This is a genomic window from uncultured Microbacterium sp. (assembly GCF_900078385.1).
Classification (GTDB): domain Bacteria; phylum Actinomycetota; class Actinomycetes; order Actinomycetales; family Microbacteriaceae; genus Microbacterium.
Window position 1 is genome coordinate 17171 of the sequence record NZ_FLQR01000001.1, and the last position, 15456, is coordinate 32626.

General features: G+C 70.2%; 20 protein-coding genes and 1 tRNA gene. 10 read left to right on the top strand and 11 right to left on the bottom strand.

The annotated features are described in order from the left end of the window. Nucleotides 1–18: 18 nt before the first annotated feature. Both QZL85_RS00100 and QZL85_RS00105 read left to right on the top strand, forming a co-directional pair. A complete protein-coding gene (locus QZL85_RS00100; RefSeq protein WP_295572126.1) occupies nucleotides 19–1191 on the top strand; it encodes a glycoside hydrolase family 1 protein in 1173 nt (390 codons plus the stop codon). 23 nt (nucleotides 1192–1214) lie between these two features. Then, complete coding sequence (locus tag QZL85_RS00105; RefSeq protein WP_295572128.1) at nucleotides 1215–1721, top strand: 2'-5' RNA ligase family protein; 507 nt, start codon at nucleotides 1215–1217, stop codon at nucleotides 1719–1721. A gap of 14 nt (nucleotides 1722–1735) precedes the next feature. On the opposite strand, the gene QZL85_RS00110 is transcribed toward QZL85_RS00105, so the two are convergent. From QZL85_RS00110 to QZL85_RS00120, 3 genes are read right to left on the bottom strand one after another with little or no spacing between them, the layout of a single operon-like run. Continuing rightward, on the bottom strand, nucleotides 1736–1963 hold the full coding sequence (locus QZL85_RS00110) for a hypothetical protein (RefSeq protein WP_295572131.1): 228 nt from the start codon (nucleotides 1961–1963) through the stop codon (nucleotides 1736–1738). Between the two features lie 44 nt (nucleotides 1964–2007). Continuing rightward, the gene (locus QZL85_RS00115; protein WP_295572133.1) at nucleotides 2008–3312 is read right to left on the bottom strand and encodes an MFS transporter; all 1305 of its coding nucleotides are present in this window, start codon (nucleotides 3310–3312) and stop codon (nucleotides 2008–2010) included. Nucleotides 3313–3330: 18 nt separating this feature from the next. Next, nucleotides 3331–3699, bottom strand: a complete 369-nt coding sequence (locus tag QZL85_RS00120) for a MarR family winged helix-turn-helix transcriptional regulator (RefSeq protein WP_295572135.1) — start codon at nucleotides 3697–3699, stop codon at nucleotides 3331–3333. Between the two features lie 134 nt (nucleotides 3700–3833). Here QZL85_RS00120 and QZL85_RS00125 point away from each other — a divergent pair, with 134 nt between their 5' ends. Further along, on the top strand, nucleotides 3834–4040 hold the full coding sequence (locus QZL85_RS00125) for a dodecin family protein (RefSeq protein ID WP_295572137.1): 207 nt from the start codon (nucleotides 3834–3836) through the stop codon (nucleotides 4038–4040). 118 nt (nucleotides 4041–4158) lie between these two features. Beyond that, on the top strand, nucleotides 4159–5418 hold the full coding sequence (locus tag QZL85_RS00130) for a sugar MFS transporter (protein ID WP_295572139.1): 1260 nt from the start codon (nucleotides 4159–4161) through the stop codon (nucleotides 5416–5418). Here the strand turns inward: QZL85_RS00130 and QZL85_RS00135 are convergent. Continuing rightward, nucleotides 5363–5905, bottom strand: a complete 543-nt coding sequence (locus tag QZL85_RS00135) for a hypothetical protein (protein WP_295572141.1) — start codon at nucleotides 5903–5905, stop codon at nucleotides 5363–5365. The two genes, QZL85_RS00130 and QZL85_RS00135, sit on opposite strands and share 56 nt — an antisense overlap. A gap of 17 nt (nucleotides 5906–5922) precedes the next feature. Next, entirely contained in the window at nucleotides 5923–6321 is a 399-nt protein-coding gene (locus QZL85_RS00140; protein WP_295572143.1) for an SRPBCC family protein, read from the bottom strand. 110 nt (nucleotides 6322–6431) lie between these two features. Here QZL85_RS00140 and QZL85_RS00145 point away from each other — a divergent pair, with 110 nt between their 5' ends. Next, nucleotides 6432–7172 carry a nucleotidyltransferase domain-containing protein gene (locus QZL85_RS00145; RefSeq protein WP_295572146.1) on the top strand — a complete coding sequence of 247 codons (741 nt, stop codon included), beginning with the start codon at nucleotides 6432–6434 and terminating at the stop codon, nucleotides 7170–7172. A gap of 1 nt (nucleotide 7173) precedes the next feature. On the opposite strand, the gene QZL85_RS00150 is transcribed toward QZL85_RS00145, so the two are convergent. The 3 genes from QZL85_RS00150 to QZL85_RS00160 form a co-directional block, all read right to left on the bottom strand. Continuing rightward, on the bottom strand, nucleotides 7174–7752 hold the full coding sequence (locus QZL85_RS00150) for a dihydrofolate reductase family protein (protein ID WP_295572148.1): 579 nt from the start codon (nucleotides 7750–7752) through the stop codon (nucleotides 7174–7176). A 90-nt stretch (nucleotides 7753–7842) separates the two neighbouring features. Next, nucleotides 7843–7915: transfer RNA gene (locus QZL85_RS00155), tRNA-Lys, on the bottom strand. 71 nt (nucleotides 7916–7986) lie between these two features. Beyond that, the gene (locus QZL85_RS00160) at nucleotides 7987–8646 is read right to left on the bottom strand and encodes a fasciclin domain-containing protein (protein WP_295572151.1); all 660 of its coding nucleotides are present in this window, start codon (nucleotides 8644–8646) and stop codon (nucleotides 7987–7989) included. Between the two features lie 200 nt (nucleotides 8647–8846). On the opposite strand from QZL85_RS00160, the gene sigK reads away from it, so the two are divergent. The 4 genes from sigK to QZL85_RS00180 all read left to right on the top strand — a co-directional run bounded on the left by sigK (nucleotide 8847) and on the right by QZL85_RS00180 (nucleotide 12028). After that, the gene (gene sigK / locus QZL85_RS00165) at nucleotides 8847–9446 is read left to right on the top strand and encodes an ECF RNA polymerase sigma factor SigK (protein ID WP_295572154.1); all 600 of its coding nucleotides are present in this window, start codon (nucleotides 8847–8849) and stop codon (nucleotides 9444–9446) included. After that, complete coding sequence (locus tag QZL85_RS00170) at nucleotides 9443–10285, top strand: anti-sigma factor (protein WP_295572155.1); 843 nt, start codon at nucleotides 9443–9445, stop codon at nucleotides 10283–10285. The genes sigK and QZL85_RS00170 overlap by 4 nt, the downstream gene beginning before the upstream one ends. A gap of 39 nt (nucleotides 10286–10324) precedes the next feature. Beyond that, nucleotides 10325–10963, top strand: coding sequence for a DNA-directed RNA polymerase subunit beta (locus tag QZL85_RS00175; protein WP_295572158.1), 639 nt, complete (start codon nucleotides 10325–10327; stop codon nucleotides 10961–10963). A gap of 180 nt (nucleotides 10964–11143) precedes the next feature. Beyond that, on the top strand, nucleotides 11144–12028 hold the full coding sequence (locus QZL85_RS00180; protein ID WP_295572160.1) for an aminodeoxychorismate lyase: 885 nt from the start codon (nucleotides 11144–11146) through the stop codon (nucleotides 12026–12028). A 416-nt stretch (nucleotides 12029–12444) separates the two neighbouring features. Here QZL85_RS00180 and QZL85_RS00185 read toward each other — a convergent pair whose 3' ends face one another. Continuing rightward, the gene (locus QZL85_RS00185) at nucleotides 12445–13272 is read right to left on the bottom strand and encodes a type IV toxin-antitoxin system AbiEi family antitoxin domain-containing protein (RefSeq protein WP_295572162.1); all 828 of its coding nucleotides are present in this window, start codon (nucleotides 13270–13272) and stop codon (nucleotides 12445–12447) included. Between the two features lie 250 nt (nucleotides 13273–13522). Further along, nucleotides 13523–13984, bottom strand: a complete 462-nt coding sequence (locus QZL85_RS00190; protein WP_295572165.1) for a DUF2867 domain-containing protein — start codon at nucleotides 13982–13984, stop codon at nucleotides 13523–13525. A 67-nt stretch (nucleotides 13985–14051) separates the two neighbouring features. On the opposite strand from QZL85_RS00190, the gene QZL85_RS00195 reads away from it, so the two are divergent. Further along, nucleotides 14052–14648, top strand: coding sequence for a TetR/AcrR family transcriptional regulator (locus QZL85_RS00195; protein WP_295572168.1), 597 nt, complete (start codon nucleotides 14052–14054; stop codon nucleotides 14646–14648). Between the two features lie 16 nt (nucleotides 14649–14664). Here the strand turns inward: QZL85_RS00195 and pstB are convergent, their stop codons facing one another. Next, nucleotides 14665–15444 (bottom strand): phosphate ABC transporter ATP-binding protein PstB, encoded by a 780-nt coding sequence (gene pstB, locus QZL85_RS00200; protein ID WP_295572171.1) that lies wholly within the window; start codon nucleotides 15442–15444, stop codon nucleotides 14665–14667. Nucleotides 15445–15456 lie beyond the last annotated feature (12 nt).

Sequence of the window (15456 nt, forward strand, 5' to 3'; positions counted from 1 at the left end):
TCAGACAAGGACCCATCCATGACCACGCTCACCTTCCCCGAGGGATTCCTGTGGGGCGCCGCGACGGCGGGCCACCAGATCGAGGGCGGCAACGTGAACAGCGACTGGTGGCCGCGCGAGGTCGCACCGGGGACCGACATCCCGGAGCCCTCCGGCGACGCCGCAGACAGCTACCACCGGTACCGCGAAGACATCACTCTGCTGGCCGAGGCGGGGCTCGACACCTACCGGTTCTCGCTCGAGTGGTCGCGCATCGAGCCGGAGGAGGGGATGGTGTCGCGCGCCGCGCTCGACCACTACCGCCGCGTCATCGACTGCTGCCACGAGCTCGGCGTGAAGCCCGCCGTGACGATCTACCACTTCACGACCCCGCGCTGGTTCGCGGATGACGGAGGGTGGCGCAACCCGGCATCCGTCGATCGCTTCGCCCGCTTCGTCGAGATCGTGCTGCCGCTGCTGCACACCGCCTCGCACGTGTTCACGATCAACGAGCCCAACATCCTCGCGATGATCTTCGCGGGCAAGGAGGGCAACCAGCAGATCCAGGCCGGCGCCCTGCCCGAACCCGACGCCGTCGTCACCGAGCACATCATCGCCGCGCACCACCGCGCCGTCGAGCTCGTGAAGACCACCGGCCGCCCGGTCGGCTGGCCGGTCGCCCCGCAGCAGTTCTTCGCCGATCCCGGAGCCGAAGAGGTGATGCGCGCCTACGCGTACCCGCGCGAGACGATCTTCCTCGAGGCGTCGCGCGGCGACGACTTCATCGGCGTGCAGGCCTACACGCGCACGCGCATCACGCTCGATGGGCCGCTGCCCGCGCCGGATGACGTCGAGCAGACCCTCACCGGCTGGGAGTACTACCCGCCGGCGATCGCGGAGGCGGCGCGACTCGCGTACGACATCACCGGCCTGCCGGTGTTCGTCTCCGAGAACGGCATCGCAACGGCGGACGACGCGCGCCGCATCGACTACACGCGCGGCGCGCTGGAGGCCCTGCATGCCGAGATCGCCGCCGGGCTCCCGATGATCGGGTACCTGCACTGGTCGCTGCTCGACAACTACGAATGGGGCTCGTACCGGCCCACGTTCGGGCTGATCGCGTGGGATCGGGAGACCTTCGAGCGACGGCCGAAGCCGAGCCTGGCATGGCTCGGCGGCGTCGCGAAGGCGAACGGGCTCGAGGGGAGCTGATCGTCGGCTAGCCTCGCTCGCATATGAGCGACATCGTCAGCATCGAACTGCTGCTGGATCCGGAGTCCGAATCGCTCGTGCGTGCGGACTGGGGCCGGCTGGCGGCCGCGGGCCTCTCCAGCATGGCGGCGCATACCGCGCCGAGCAACCGGCCGCACGTGACCCTGCTGGTGCGCCCTTCTCTGCCGACGGCGCGGTTCGAGGGAGCCGTCGCCTCTCTGCCGATCGCGCTCACCCTCGCGGAGCCGATCGTGTTCCGGCATGGTGACCGCGGAGTGCTTGCCCGTCGTGTCGTGCCGACCGATGAGCTGGTGCGCCTCCACCGTGCGGTCCACGCGGCCGTGCCGCCGGGACCGGATGCCGCCCACACCAAGCCGGGGGAGTGGACGCCGCACGTCACGCTCGCGCGGCGGCTGCGCCTGGATGCGCTCGATGACGCCCTCGCTCTGCTGGGCGCCGAGCATGCAGGGACCGGCGTTGCGCTGCGGCGGTGGGACTCGGCGAGGCGTGAGGTCACGCCGATCGGATGAGCCCCGACGCCCGGTCAGTCCGCCTCGCCGTTGGCGGTCGCCTCGATCCAGTCCACAGCCTCGTCGGAGAGGAAGAAGCCGTCGGGTCCGGACTCGCCGACCCACCACGCATCCGACGTCACAGACCCGCCGGCGGCGACGATCTCGAGCAGCACGTCGGGAGCGACGGCCTCGCCGTTGTGCGCGACGAGCCACGCCCGCGCGTCGGCGTCCAGCTTCGGCCACCACTCGATGATCTCCATGGCGCCACGATGCCACCGTTGCCGGCGATCCGGAAGACCGGGGATCACGTCCCGACGGTGGGGAGGATGCGTGCGCGCTTGACGGCGATGGACAGGACGGCGGCGATGGCGCAGAGCGCCGCGCCGCCCCACCAGGCGTAGGTGTACTCGCCGAACACGTCGCGGATGACCCCCGCGCCGAGGGCGGCGGCGGCGGCCCCGATCTGGTGCGCGGCGAAGACCCAGCCGAAGACGATCGTGCCGCGGTCGCCGAAGATCTCGCGGCAGAGCGTTGCGGTGGGCGGGACGGTGGCGACCCAGTCGAGGCCGTAGATCACGACGAACAGCACCATTGTCGGATGGATCGTGTCGGCGAGCAGCCAGGGCAGGAGGAGCAGCCCGACCCCGCGGAAGACGTAGTAGACGATGAGGAGCTTGCGGGGGTCGAACTTGTCGGTGAGCCAGCCGGATGCCACCGTTCCGACGATGTCGAAGACGCCGACGACGGCGAGGAGGCCGGCGGCGGTCGTGGTCGCCATCCCGTGGTCGTGCGCGGAGGGGATGAAGTGGATGCCGATGAGGCCGTTGGTGGTCGCTCCGCAGATGGCGAAGGCGATCGCGAGCGCCCAGAAGGCCCGTGTCTTCGCAGCGAACGCCAGTCCTTCGAACGCACGCCGTGCGGCGCCGCCGGTGGCCGGAACCGGCGGGACATACGTGTCGGGGTCGGCGCCGTAGGGGAGTGCGCCGCGGTCGGCGGGATGGTCGCGCATCACGACCCAGACCAGGGGGACGGCGAGAAGGGCGGCCGCCGCGACGACGAGCGATGCCGACCGCCATCCGGTGGTCTCGGCCAAGAGGGCGACGGGGGGCAGGAAGATGAGCTGGCCGGTGGCGGATCCCGCGGTCAGGATGCCCATCACGAGACCCCTGCGGTGCACGAACCAGCGGGTGGCGATGGTGGCGGCGAAGACGAGCGCCATCGATCCGGTGCCCAGGCCGATCAGCAGTCCCCAGAAGATGAGCAGTTGCCAGGATGCGGTCATGAGGACGCTTCCGCCGGCGCCGAGCGCGACGAGCGTGAGGGCGGTCGCGACGACCTGACGCACGCCGAACTTGTCCATGAGCGCCGCGGCGAAGGGTGCGGTGAGCCCGTAGAGGAGGAGATTGACGCTCACCGCGAGCGACATCACGCTCGTGGACCAGCCGAACTCCTCGTTCAGCGGCACCATCAGCGCTCCCGGCGCGGCGCGGAACCCGGCCGCGGCGAGGAGCGCGAGGAATGCGACCGCGGCCACCCACCAGGCCGGGTGGATCACGCGGCGCCCCAGAGGAGGGCGGGTGTCGTCGGTCGTCGGCGTGACGCGGGTCATGATGCCTCCATCGGCCGGTCAGGTGGACAGGGCCAGCGAACGGAGCTCGCGGGCGCCCGCGGTGGTCAGCGTCCGCTCGATCTCGGCCTGGGCGCTCTCCCAGAGCGGGACGGCTTGGGCGGTGATCGCCACCGCCTTCTCGGTCAGCACGATGGCGCTCGCGCGGCGATCGGAAGGCGACGTCGTCATCTCGACGAGCCCCGCGTTCCTCAGCACGCGGAGGTTGCGCGCGACGGTGGAACGCTCGAGCTCGGCCCGCTCCGCCAGATCCTGGATGGTGATGGGATCGGCGCCGGGCTGCGGAATGCGACGGATCAGGGCCCACTGGGCGACGTTGATGCCGGCAGGCTCCAGCGCGCGGTCATAGATCGCGGTCACCCGGCGCACGGCGACCCGAAGACTCGTGCAGTAGCAATCCGTCTCCACGAATGCGAGTATATACACGTATTGGGACACCCCCTTCCCTGTGAGCGCGAGCGCGATCAGTATGGATCTGCCGAATCGAGCAGCGAGGGGTCGAAATGAGCGTTTATCGAGTGATCGAGGTCATCGGCACGAGTGCCTCATCCTGGGAGGAGGCGGCCCGGGAAGCGATCACGACAGCGGCGGGGTCGCTGCACGACCTCCGTGTGGCCGAAGTGTCGAAGCAGGACGTGGTCGTCGGCGATGACGGGGCGCTGCTGTTCCGGGTGCGGATCCAGCTCTCGTTCAAGTACGTGCCCGAGTAGGCCGACCACCGGTCGGCGGTCTCCGCGTCGCGCGGGTCGCGGTCGGGGGAGTCGAGCGCGCCGTAACGCGTAGTCTCTACGACGGCCGTTCTCTCCGCGATCGCCAGATCCAGCTCCCGTGAAAGGAAGCTCGCCCGCCGTGTACTCGCTCCTCCTGGCGATCATCTACATCGCCTTCGTCAGCCTCGGACTGCCGGACTCGCTCGTCGGCGCCGGCTGGCCGGTCATGCATCAGGACCTCGGCGTCCCGATCGCCTTCGCGGGCATCATCACGATGATCATCGCCGCCGGCACCATCCTGTCGAGCCTCGCCTCCGAGCGGGTCACGCGGAGGTTCGGTGCCGGCATCGTGACGGCCGTCAGCGTCGGGATGACCGCGGCCGCTCTCGTGGGCTTCTCCTTCTCCGACTCGTTCTGGATGCTGTGCCTCTGGGCGATCCCGTACGGCCTCGGAGCGGGCGCCGTCGACGCTGCCCTGAACAACTACGTCGCCCTGCACTATGCGGCCCGCCACATGAACTGGCTGCACGGATGCTGGGGGCTCGGCGCGTCGATCAGTCCGTTCATCATGAGCTACGCGCTCACCTCCGGGTCGGGCTGGTCGAGCGCCTACCTCGTCGTCGGGATGATGCAGGTCGTCCTCACGTTCGCGCTGCTCATCAGCATCCCGCTATGGGGCAAGGTCAACGGCATCACTCCGATCGTCCATCCCGCCGAGGCCGACCACGAGGACGGCGACGAGCCGTCCGGACGGGGCAGCGCACACGTCCCGCTCGCTCGCGCCCTTCGGATCCCCGGTGTCCTCCTGATCCTGACCGCCTTCTTCGCGTACTGCGCGCTGGAGAGCACGGCGATCCTCTGGGCATCGTCGTACCTCGTCACCGATCGCGGCGTCGAGCCGGCAACGGCCGCCGCCTTCGCGTCGCTCTTCCTGCTGGGCGTCACGGCCGGACGGTTCCTGGCGGGCTTCTTCGCCGACCGGGTCGGCGATCAGAAGATGATCCGCGGCGGATTCCTCACCGTCGGCATCGGGGTCGTCCTGCTCGCGCTGCCGCTGGAGACCACGATCCTCGCGCTCGTCGGACTCGTGGTCCTCGGGCTCGGGTGCGCCCCCATCTACCCCGCGATCATCCACTCGACCCCCGTCAACTTCGGCCGCCGCAACTCGCAGGCCATCATCGGCATCCAGATGGCGGCGGCCTACACCGGCTCCACGTTCGCCCCGCCCCTGTTCGGCGCGATCTCGACGTGGACCGGGATGTGGATCCTGCCGCTGTTCCTCGCCGTTCTGGTGGCGCTCGGCCTGCTGATGTCCGAGCGCCTCAACGCGCTGGTCCGCTCTCGTGCCGACGGCATGAGCCCCGCGCTTCGCCGCTAGTCCGACGCGGCGTCCGCGGCCCTGATGAGTTCGGCCAACGGCAGAGGGACCCGATCGAGCGGCAGTGCCTCGGCCAGCAGGCGAGCGTAGCGGCATTTGTTGCCGCTCCGACCTCCGAAGAAGCGGGCCAGCTGCGCATCGACCGACGGCCGCGCTGCGCCGGCTGATTCTGCAGGCGCCGGAACGACGCGAGCTCGCCCTGGGCGGCGATCACGGCCTCTACGGCGTCGATGCCCAGCGCGCGGACGAGCTCGCCCTCCAGATCGGGGTCGCACACGAAGACCTGGTCGACGACCTGCTCGAACTGCGTCCGTTCATTGACATCGACCAACCCGAGGACGTCATCGTCCGACCGGTCGGATCGGGCACGCCGCGCCCCGCTCGCCCCGCCCACCGCGACGACCGCGGGCAGCCCGATGCCCAGGCGCGCGCTGAGGACTTCGAGCGCGACCCGGTCGCTCTCCCCCTCGACGAAGATGACCGTCATGCGCGGCGATGTCGGGGTCACGGTCGCTCGAGGAGTTCCGCGAGACGAGCCAGGTCGTCCGCGATGAGGCGGGCGTCGGCCCGGAACTCCTCGTCGGTCATCCCGGTCCGCTGGAAGAGCGTGAAGACGATCTCGCTGCCCGTGTCGTTGGAGAGCACCCGCATCGGATTGTGCACGACGGTGCCGTCGGGCATCGTCACGTCATGATCGAGGATGCCGAGCTCGATCGGACCGGTGAAGGCCACCTCGACGAGCCCCATCGGTGAGTCCGCGTACCAACGACCGCCCTCGAGACGGATCCCGGTGCTGAGACCGGCCGCCCACAGGGGCAGCCTCTCGGGGTCACCGGCGACACGGGCGACGGTCTCGGGGTCGGCATCCACCGATCGCGAGACATGGAGCGCGGGCCAGGTCATGGCACGGAATGTACCAGCGATACTTCTGCCCCATGTGACGACGCATGCGGTCGACCGTGGCGGGTGCACACGGGGTTGACCATCGCGGGCGCATTCGATGAAGTTGAGGCATGTTCGACGCAGCCGGACGCATCCATGCGCGCGATGTGCTGATCGCGCATGCCCGAACGGATGAGCAGATCGCCGGCGCCGCTCTTGTGGGGTCGGCGGCCCGGGGCGACGAAGACGCGTGGTCGGACATCGACCTGGTTCTCCAGCTTGCACCCGACGCGGACGAGCCGACGGTCGTCGACGCGTGGACGCGATGGATCGGTGATCGACTGGATCTCGCGGACACCTTCGATGTCGTGGCGGGGGCCCGCTATCGTGTGTTCCTCCTGACCTCGTCGCTGCAGATCGACGTCTCCTTCTGGCCGTACGAAGAGTTCCGCGGCACCGGGGAGAGTTTCGAGCTCATCTTCGGGACGGCCAACCCCTCCTCATCCCCACCCCCGCCGGATACGGGCACCCTCATCGGGATGGGGTGGCTGTACGCCCTGCACGCTCGGTCTGCGATCGCACGGGGAAGGCTGTGGCAGGCAGTCATGATGCTCGACGAGCTCCGCAACCAGATCATCGCCCTCGCGTGCATCCGGGTCGGGCTGAACCCGTGGCATGGCCGCGAGGTCGACCGCCTTCCCGCCGCCGACCAGGACGCGCTGAGACGCAGCAGATCAGCGGACGTGACGACGGGCGCCCTCGAGCGATCGAAGCGGCTGCTGATCGCGCAGTTCCTGGCGGAGGTCGCCCACCACGACCACGCGCGAGCACATGCGCTGGAGCGCCCGCTGGGAGTGCTCGCGGAGCATTAGCTCAGCGTGCGTCCTCCGGCAGGATGCGAGGCCGGTATCGCTGGGCGACCGCGCCCGATCCGAACTCGTGCCGGTCGACGAGCTCCAGCGGAATGCGCTCACGCAGACCGGCGAGGAGTGTCGGCCCGTGTCCGGCGAGGACCGGATGCACGACGAACTCGTACTCGTCGATCAGTCCCAGCTCTGCCAGCACCCTGGGCAGTGTCACACCGCCGACCCACAGGCCCTCGCCGGGCTCCTGCTTGAGCTGCTGAACCGCGTGCCCGACGTCTCCTCGCACCAGCTCGGCGTTCCAATCGACGCTGCTCAGCGTGCTCGACACGACGTACTTCTTCGCGCGGTCGATGGCCTCCGCGAAGGGGATGTCCCACTCGCTCATCCAGTCGGGCCAGGTTCCCGTGGCCGGCCGCCGCCACGCCGCCTGCATCATCTCGTAGGTCACCCGGCCGAAGAGGAGGGCGTCGGCGCGCTCCATCTCGGCGGTCCAGTGCCGCATCGACTCCGCGTCCGGGGGAAGTCCCACCTCGTGGTGGCAGCATCCGTCGAGCGTGACGTTGATCGAGTATCGGAGTGATCTCATCCCGCTGATCTCCCTTGTTCCGCACAGCGCTGACCGGATCGAACTCAGGGTATCCAGGTCGCAGGACGGATCGGGGCGAAGATGACGCGGTGGGCCCCGTGGGGCTCGAACCCACGACCCGCGGATTAAAAGTCCGATGCTCTACCGACTGAGCTAGAGGCCCTCGGAACCCAGCCTAGCGCGGGGTCCGAGGGCCTCTTCCCGGTTCACTCGACCGGGTACCACATGACCGGGTTACTCGGTCGGCGGCATCAGCACCGAGTCGACGAGGTAGACCACGGCGTTGGCGGTCTGCACGCCACCGCAGATGACCATGGCGTCGTTGACCATCCACTCGTCACCCGAACCGGTGACCTCGAGGTCGGCGCCGTTGAGGGTCGTGTGCATGCCGGCGATGTCGGACGGCTCGATCTGGCCCTCGACCACGTGGTAGGTGAGGATCGAGGTCAGCAGCTCGCTGTCGGTCTTGAGGGTCTCGATCGTCGCGGCGTCGATCTTCGCGAACGCGTCGTCGACCGGGGCGAAGACGGTGAACTCGCCACCGTTGAGGGTGTCGACGAGGTTCACGTCGGGGTTCAGCTCGCCGCTCACGGCCGAGACGAGGGTCGTGAGGAGCGGGTTGTTGGACGCGGCGACGGCCACGGGGTCCTGCGACATCCCCTGCACCGAGCCGGCGCCGTCGGGAACAGCCGCGGCGTAGTCGGCGCAACCGGCGCCCACGAGGTTCGCGGCCGGGTCCATGGTCTCCTCGGGCGCCATGGTCTCGCTCGCCTGCGGGGCGGGATCCATCGACTCCTCGGCGGTCGATCCGCCCATCGAACAGGCCGACAGCGCGAAGGCGCCGGCGAGCGTCAAGGTCAGAGCGACGGTGATCTTCTTCTTGGTGCTGAGCATGATGTCCTCCATGAGTGTGGGGCCACGGATGCGGCCTCACACATGGTTCGGAACCCTCCTCGCATCGGATGGGGATCCGGCCGGAATCCCTCCGATGCGTCGCCGCCGCCGACGAAACCGGCAGGTCGACCCCGGAGTGCAGGTGCTCTTCCTTCACATTCGGGTGATCCGCCTGCGCGCAGGAGGGGAGGTGATGAGGCATGCTGGTGGAGATGGTCATCGATGGTGTGGACGTGCCCGAGGACGGGCCGGCGACTGATCACGCCGCCGACCTCCTCATCCGCACGGCCGCGGGCGACCACGACGCCTTCGCGCGGCTGTACGACATGCTCGCGCCGCGCGCCTTCGGTCTCATCCTCCGCGTACTCGTGAACCGCGCGCAGAGCGAAGAGGTCCTCCAGGAGGTCTTCCTCGACGTATGGCAATCCGCCGCATCCTTCGCTCCGAACAAGGGGCAGGGAAGGTCGTGGGTGCTGACAATTGCGCATCGGCGGGCCGTCGATCGGGTTCGGTCGTCGCAAGCCAGTGCGGACCGGGATGTGAAAGCCGGTCTCCGGGATCTCAGCACACCGCAGCAGAACGTGGACGAGCAAGTCGAACTGAGGATCGAGAGCAGGCGGGTGGCGCGCGCGCTGGCCGCGCTTCCCGAGCCGCAGCGTGAGGCGCTGACCCTCGCCTATTTCGGTGGTTACAGTCAGAGCGAAGTGGCGGCCCTCGTGGGCGCGCCGCTCGGAACGATCAAGACGAGGATGCGCGACGGACTGTCGCGCCTGCGCACGGAGATGGGGGTGGCGCTGTGAACGAGGAAGAATTCGCCGAACTGTCGGCCGGGCACGCCCTCGGCGCGCTGTCGCCGGAGGACGAGCGCGCGTACACGGACGCGCTCGCCGCGCACCCCGAGTGGGCGGCGATCGTCGACGTGGATGCCGAAACTGTCGTCGTGCTCGCGGAAGGCGTCGCGGATGTCGCCCCGCCCGTCGACATGCGCTCGCGTCTGCTGAGCCGCATCGCGCGGGAGAGCGCCGCGCCCGCCGCCGATCCGACCACGGCGGACGCCGGGGCGACCGAGGACGCGCCGGCCGTGCCGCCGCTGCCGGAGGTTCCCGCCTCGATCGCGGCCGATGCGCCCCCGGCGCCGAGCGCCGGACCCCCGACGGAGGTCGTGCAGGCCATCGAGCGCCGCACCTGGACGCGCGGTCTGTTCGGGCTCGTGGCATCCATCGTCCTGCTCGTGGGGCTCGGCTGGGGTGCGGGAGCGCTCGCGAATCTCTGGGCCGACCCGCCTGCCGTGCAGGCGCTCGAGGAGATCGAGCAGGCGCCGGATGCCGAGTCGGCCACGGCCGAGCTCGCAGACGGCGGTGAGGCGACCGTGCACTGGTCGGAGTCGCTCGGCAAGGTGGTGCTGGTCGCCGACGGCCTTCCGGAGATCCCCTCCGACCGCACGTTCGAGCTGTGGTTCGTCCGCGGCGAGGAGGCGATCTCGGCCGGCACGTTCGACGCGTCGGGTGCGGAGAGCACGACGCTTCTGACCGGCGCGGTGGAGCCCGGTGACACGATCGCCATCACGGTGGAGCAGGCCGGGGGATCGCCGGATGGCGACCCGACCACCGACCCGATCGTCGCGATCCCCACGGCCTGAGCCGGCCCGCCGTCGGCGACGGCCGGTAGCCTGGAAGGCATGACCGACGAGCCGAGGGAGTTCCACAAGCCGCTGCGCCGGCCCGCCTCGACGTTCGATCGCCGCTTCGCCGCGGAGGACCCCGCGGAGGTGTCGCGCGTCGCGCATGTCACGGCATCCGCTCTGCTCTCGCGCGTGCGCAGCGACCCGGAGGGCGAGGTCGTCGACCGTCTCGTCGCCTTCACCGACGACCATGGCATCGACACGATCGCCGAGCTGTGGTCGCGCTCGCCGGCGCGGTCGCTGCCGGGCGCGCTGTGGCGGCTGTACCTGCTGCAGCTGATGATCCACGACGACCCGCAGACGGCGGCCCTCCTGTACGAACGCGGGCGCACGCGGCTGGCGTCGCCGGATGACGTCGTCGCGGGCGCGCCGACACCGGCCGGGCCGGACGAGCTGATGAGTCTCATCGACGAGATCCTGCGCGGCGTGTTCACGGGCGACTTCGCTGTTGCGCTGGACCGCGCCGCATCGTTCTCGCGGGTCGAGGCGGCGGGAGCCACCGATCTCGCGGACGACTACGACGCGGCCGAGCCCGACCGGGCCACCGCGTTCACGACGCGCGCGCTGCGCCTGTCGACCTACGGCGAGGATCTGAGCGCCTGCGCGGCGCTGTGGCGCCGGGACGCGCTGACCTGAATCGCCGCTGCGATCGCTGCGATGATCCGCGCCGGGGCAGGAAAGTGCCGGGCCGCAGAACGCCTCTCGGCGCGAGGCCGCTCACAGCGGCAGAAGATGGAGCCCGGGGTTACTGCGGCCCGGCCGAACCAGTGTAACCGAGACCGCGGAGCGGGTATTCCCGGAGGCTAGGCTCGGAGCATGGCCTGGCGCTTCGCCCTCATGATCGACCCCGCGGCATCCGACGATGCCCGCACCGACTTCTCGACGACGTTCACGGAGGTGGATCCGTCCGCCCCCGCGCTCACCGTCGGCGAGCTGAGCACGCAACGCGGCGACGGCATCTTCGAATCCATCGGCGTCGTCGACGGGCACGCGCAGGAGGTCGAGGCGCATCTGGAGCGTCTCGCGCACTCGGCGCACCTGTGCGACCTGCCCGCGCCGCACGTCGCGCAGTGGCGCGAGGCGATCGTCCGGGCGGCTGCCCGCTGCGGCGACGGCGAAGCCGTCATCAAGCTCATCCTCAGCCGCGGCGTCGAGCATGGCCCGACGCCGACGGCGTGGGTCACGGCGGCGACGGCCGGGGACTTCACGGCGGCACGCGCCGACGGCATCCGCGTCGTCACCCTCGACCGCGGGTATGACATCGGCGTGCCGGCGCGCGCGCCGTGGCTGCTGCTCGGTGCGAAGACCCTGTCGTACGCCGTGAACATGGCGGCGATCCGCGAGGCGAAGCGCCGCGGAGCCGACGACGCCGTCTTCGTCTCGAGCGACGGCTTCGTGCTCGAGGCGCCGACCGCGTCGCTCATCCTCCGCCGTGGCGACACGTTCGTGACGCCGGCGCCGAACGGCGGCATCCTGCACGGCACGACCCAGCTGAGCCTGTTCGAGCACCTGGCCCTGCAGGGATTCGCGACCGCCTACGAGACGATCCCCGCCGCGGACCTGCTGACCGCGGATGCGGCGTGGCTTGTCTCGAGCGTCCGTCTCGCGGCGCCGATCGTCGCCGTCGACGGGCAGGCGCTGCCGCACGACGCAGAGGTCACGGCATCCATGAACGAGTACCTGCGGAGCCCGCGCGACTGACCGCGCTTTCGGCGACCTGATGGCGGATTTGATGGCCGGTGGGCCCGGATGGATGCCGCTGCGCGGCGCCACCCACACGAACTCCGCCGTTGGGTAGCGACCCGCTCGGCGCCGACCGAACGGCGCACTTCGTGCCACGGCGGGCCCGAACGGATGCCGCTGCGCGGCTCGCGGCCCACGATCTCCGCCGTTGCGCACCGACCGGGTGACCCCGACCCAACGGCGGATTTCGTGCCACGTCGGGCGGAACGGATGCCGCTGCGAGGCGCGCGGCACACGATCTCCGCCGCTGGGCCTCGCAGTCGGTCGAGGCCGCGACCGACTGGCGGATTTCGTTCCCTGTGGGTCGAACGGATGCCGAACTCCGGCGCCGTGCGCAGGATCCCCGCCGTTGGGGACAGGCGAGTCGAGGCGCCTCAGGCCGCGAGGTGGTGCCCGGCGACGATGGCGCCGATGATGGCGGCCTCGACGAGGTCCCAGTTGTGGACGACCAAGGCGTAGTCGAAGCGCAGAGTCCGGTATCCCTGCGCCGCCGCGTTCGCGTCGCGCACGAGGTCGCGGTGTCGGTGGGAGTCGGGGTCGTGGTTGTCGCGGCCATCGGTCTCCACGATGAGCCGCTCGCCGATCAGCACATCGACACGCCCGACGCCGCGGATCTTCACCTGGGTGCGCACGCGCAGCCGGTGCGCGCGGAGTCGCCACCGCAGCAGCGACTCGAGGCCGCTGTCGGCATCAGCGCGCGAGAGCGTGATCGCCTTCCGCCCGGTGGCGTTCGTGTTCGCGCGGAGCCAGTCAAGGCCGGTGCGGGTGAGCCGCCCCTGTCGCCGCGCGGACTCGAGCGCGACGAAGAACGCTTCCACGCCGAGACAGCCGAGCATCTGGCGGAGGATGCGCGGGACCGACGGCATCCCGAACGCGTCGCGCGGCGGCCCGTCATCCCAGTGCTCGATGCACCCGCATCCTTCGTCATGCCGGCGGTGGCCACCCGCCCCCATCCATACGTGCGGGCGCGGATCGCTCTCCAGAACCCACAGTCCGAGATGTCTCGCCGCGCTCGCGCACGCCAGCGCGCCGCCGTGCGCGGCAGCCCTGATCGCCAGCGGGCAGGCGTCGAGGGTGGAGTAGACGCCGCGCCGCACACGCATGAACTCTCCGCTGCGCAGCGCCGCCGCGATTCCTGCCCGCGTCACTCCCCGCCCGCGCAGCTCGCGGGTCGCGACGATCGACGGCTCGGATCTGCACACCCACGACACATTGCCTCCCTGGACCCGCGCACCGTGCAGCGGCCCCGGCATCCTGTCGACACTCGTCGCGTAATGACCACCGGGGGAGGAGGCCATGCCGCGGACCTAACGGCGGGTTTCGCGTCCGCGACGGCTGAATGGATGGCATATCTCGCCGCAGCGCGCACGATCTCCGCCGTTGGGGTCTGAGCGCTGCCGCAGCGGACCCGACTGCGGAGCCCGCGCGACTGAGCGCGCGACTGACCGCGCGTCAGGCGGTCACGCCGGACAGCGACCGCTTCGCCCGGGCGACCATGCCGCGCAGGACGAACGGCAGCGCGACCCGAGCCGGCAGCGTCAGCACGCGGCTGCGTGCACCCTTGAACCGCATCGAGGTGATCACGCGGACCAGGCTCAGCCGTTCGTCCACGCCGACGGCGACCCGCAGATCCACCACGCGGGCGTCCCACCGGATCAGTGCCTCTTCGCCGACGACACGCCGCACCGTGAACCGCTCCCAGAACGGGGCGACGGAGCGTCGCCGGAGTACGGCCAGCGCGCGCATCGGAGCGGTCAGCCACCGCGGCAGCGCATCGGGGGAGAAGAGGCTCCGCGCCCACGCCGCGGGATCGGCGACAGCATGCGCGGGCAGGATGTCGACCGTCACGTGCGTGTAGTCGGGATCGGCGATCTCATCGAAGACCAGCGAGGAGAACGAGGGTGCGTCGAACATCGGAGAACTCCCTTCGTTCCATACCCCACCGTACGGAACGGTTTGACCATACGCTAACGTATGGTCCATGGCAAGACTGGGTCGTGACGAGTGGGTCGACGCCGCCTACACGGTGTTCCAGACCGACGGGCTGGCCGCCGTGCGCGTCGAGGCGGTCGCGCGGGTGCTCGGCTCGACGAAGGGCTCCTTCTACTGGCACTTCGCCGATCGCCGGGCGCTGCTGCTGGCGGTCCTGGAGCGGTGGGAGCAGTTGGAGACCGACGGGGTCATCGCCGAGCTCCAGCGCGAGCAGACGGCCGGCGGTCGGCTGGCCGTTCTCCTGCTCGTCATCGCGCACCGCACGGCGCTGCGGACCGGCGAGCGCACCCTCTACGTGGACGCGGATGCCGCCGGCGTCGCCGACATGGTCGCGGGCGTCACCGAGCGCCGGGTCGCGGGCATCGAGGAGCTGCTGACGGAACTCGGCATCCCCGCGGCGGAGGCGCGTGCGAGGGCCGTCGTCATCGTGGCGGCCGTCCTCGGCTACCAGCAGATGACTGCGGCGCCGTGGGATGCGAAGACCGACCCCGTCGCGCTCGTCGGGACCCTGCTGCGGCGCGCCGTGGACGACGCCCCGCGCGCGTCCGAGGCGCTCGACGCGTGGCAGCGCGTCCGGACGGGCTGAGGCTCAGCCGATCGGCTCAGCCGAAGCGGCCGGAGACGTAGTCCTCGGTGGCCTGGACGGACGGCGTCGTGAACATCGTCGCGGTGTCGTCGTACTCGATGAGCTTGCCGGGCTTGCCGGTGCCGGCGATGTTGAAGAACGCCGTCCGGTCGCTCACCCGCGAGGCCTGCTGCATGTTGTGGGTCACGATGACGATCGTGTAGTCCTTCTTCAGCTCCCCGATGAGCTCCTCGATGGCATAGGTCGAGATCGGATCGAGGGCCGAGCAGGGCTCGTCCATGAGGAGCACGTCGGGGGAGACGGCGATGGCGCGAGCGATGCAGAGGCGCTGCTGCTGGCCGCCGGACAGGCCCGAGCCGGGCTTGTCGAGGCGGTCCTTGACCTCGTTCCAGAGGTTCGCGCCGACGAGCGAGCTCTCCACGAGCGTCTCGGCATCCGACTTGGAGATGCGGCGGTTGTTGAGCTTCACGCCGGCCAGCACGTTCTCCCGAATCGACATCGTCGGGAACGGGTTCGGGCGCTGGAAGACCATGCCGATCTGGCGGCGCACAAGCACCGGGTCGACTCCGGGGCCGTACAGGTCGTCGCCGTCGAGCAGCACCTCGCCCTCGACGCGCGCGCCGGGGATCACTTCGTGCATGCGGTTGAGGGTGCGCAGGAACGTGGACTTGCCGCAGCCGGACGGGCCGATGAAGGCGGTCACGCTGCGCGGCTGGATCTCCAGGCCGACGCCTTCCACGGCGAGGAAATCGCCGTAGTAGACGTTGAGGTCGTTGACTTCGATGCTCTTGGACACGAGTTTCTTCCG